The sequence below is a fragment of the Ventosimonas gracilis genome, assembly GCF_001580025.1.
In the GTDB taxonomy this organism is placed as follows: domain Bacteria; phylum Pseudomonadota; class Gammaproteobacteria; order Pseudomonadales; family Pseudomonadaceae; genus Ventosimonas; species Ventosimonas gracilis.
On sequence record NZ_LSZO01000002.1, the window covers coordinates 1 to 1,722 of the forward strand.

Below are 1,722 nucleotides of genomic sequence, written 5' to 3' on the forward strand. Positions count from 1 at the left end.
TTGTTTTAAGGCCGATAAAACGGTTTGCCTAGGCAAGGGTAGCCGGTAGCATTAAAACCATTCAAAAACGCGCTTAAAACGCGATTACGGCGATTACGGCGATTCGGCAAAAAACGGAACCCGCAAACACCTGCTGCCGCTCTTCCCTTGGCGTGTCCTCTGCGGACTAACCGCCAAGAAAGAGCGAGCCGATATTTGGGACTACATCGCGGACGGTGCGGGCTCGCCGTTGGTGGGTTTGAAAGCAAGTCGCAGGCCAAGCGCCCTAGCAACTTTCACCACGGTTGCAAGGCTCGGATTGCCATCACCAGAAAGCCCCTTGTCCAACCCTTGGCGGCTCATTCCCACCTCGCGGGCAAGCTGGCTAAGGTTGCGGGCACGAGCCACGTCTCCAAGCGCCGCCGCGATCAATGCGGGGTCGCTGTCCTCCATCACGGCATCGAGATAAGCCGCAATATCGTCCTCGGTCTTGAGATAGTCCGCCGTATCGTAGCGGCTGAATTTGACTTCCATCTCGGTCACTCCTTCCACTGCGCTGCAATAGTTTTGGCTAGGGCAATGTCCCGTTCCTGGCTACTCTTGTCGCCTCCACAAAGCAGCACTACCACCAAGGGGCCGCGCCGCATGAAATAGACGCGATAGCCGGGACCGTGGTCGATTCTCAGTTCCGACAAGCCTTCGCCTACAGACTTCACGTCGCCGGGGTTGCCAAGGCTCAAGCGCCGAATGCGCGCCTCAATCCTCGCACGGGCTTGACGATCACGAAGACCGACAAGCCAGCGGTCGAATAGGTCGGTTTTGATTAGTTCAATCATGTGACAACTGTAGTTGCTATTATGGCATGTTATCAGGGAAGTATTAAACCGTTCCGGCTCTTCTGCTATTTCTTGCCCTTCGGTGTAACACCAGCCGCTGCCAGCCGCTCTTCTAGACTGGCAAGTTGCTGCTGGACATCGCCAGCCTTGGCAAGCTGGCCTTGAAGGTCGATCACCTGCTGCTCAGCCTTGGCAAGAGTAGATCGAGTCTCACGAAGCTCAACCTCCATACGCCTCGCATGTTCGGCACGTTCTTCCAGACGGCCAACCTTCAATTCAAGCGCCCGATTTTCCTCTCGCAACAAGGCAAGTTCATCAGCACGAGCGGCATCCTGTGCTTCCAGCCGTGCGATTTCCTCAGTCGCCTCGCTCAGTTCGCCTTTCATCGCACCCACACGGGTCTCCGCATCCTTGCGCACAGCCTCAGCCTCCACTCGCGCTTGAAGAGCTACCTCAGCGTAAATGCTGCGCACTAGGTCTGCTCCACGAGTGAGCAGGGTATCCGGCACCTCAACGGCAGCCTCTTCGCCTTTCTCGCGTCGAGCCTCCCAATCGGCCAGCATCGGCTTGAGCGTCGTAAACGACCCGCCGACACGCTGCTGGATCAGACGGAAGGTAGGCTTGCCGCCTGCGGTGACGATGGCATCAGCGGCGGCATCGACCGCCTGCTGGGTAACGACCTGTTTCATGATTCGCTCCTCTTGTAGCAACATCGTGTCGTAACATGTTACGTTATGATAACGTAACATGTTATTAAGTCAAGTAGCAGAATTACGCCCAAACACGCCTGCTCCTGCTCTTCTCTTGGCGTGTCCTTTGCGGACTAACCGCCAACGCCGATCTTCAAAGACTCGCCGCGCTCTGCCCGCCTCCTCGTGCTAGGTAGCCCGCTTTGCCGTAGGCGCGT

General features: G+C 57.0%; 3 protein-coding genes. All 3 read right to left on the reverse strand.

The window, feature by feature from the left end:
• Nucleotides 1–201: 201 nt before the first annotated feature.
• The 3 genes from AXE65_RS00010 to AXE65_RS00020 all read right to left on the reverse strand — a co-directional run bounded on the left by AXE65_RS00010 (nt 202) and on the right by AXE65_RS00020 (nt 1,504).
• A complete protein-coding gene (locus AXE65_RS00010) occupies nt 202–513 on the reverse strand; it encodes an addiction module antidote protein (RefSeq protein WP_068386199.1) in 312 nt (103 codons plus the stop codon).
• Nucleotides 514–518: 5 nt separating this feature from the next.
• On the reverse strand, nt 519–815 hold the full coding sequence (locus AXE65_RS00015) for a type II toxin-antitoxin system RelE/ParE family toxin (RefSeq protein ID WP_068386201.1): 297 nt from the start codon (nt 813–815) through the stop codon (nt 519–521).
• Nucleotides 816–880: 65 nt separating this feature from the next.
• Entirely contained in the window at nt 881–1,504 is a 624-nt protein-coding gene (locus tag AXE65_RS00020; RefSeq protein WP_068386203.1) for a DNA-binding protein, read from the reverse strand.
• Nucleotides 1,505–1,722 lie beyond the last annotated feature (218 nt).

Excerpts from the sequence above, each read along its gene's own strand:
- AXE65_RS00010 (WP_068386199.1), bottom strand. The coding sequence starts at position 513 with ATGGAAGTCAAATTCAGCCGCTACGATACGGCGGACTATCTCAAGACC.
- AXE65_RS00015 (WP_068386201.1), bottom strand. The coding sequence starts at position 815 with ATGATTGAACTAATCAAAACCGACCTATTCGACCGCTGGCTTGTCGGT.
- AXE65_RS00020 (WP_068386203.1), bottom strand. The coding sequence starts at position 1,504 with ATGAAACAGGTCGTTACCCAGCAGGCGGTCGATGCCGCCGCTGATGCC.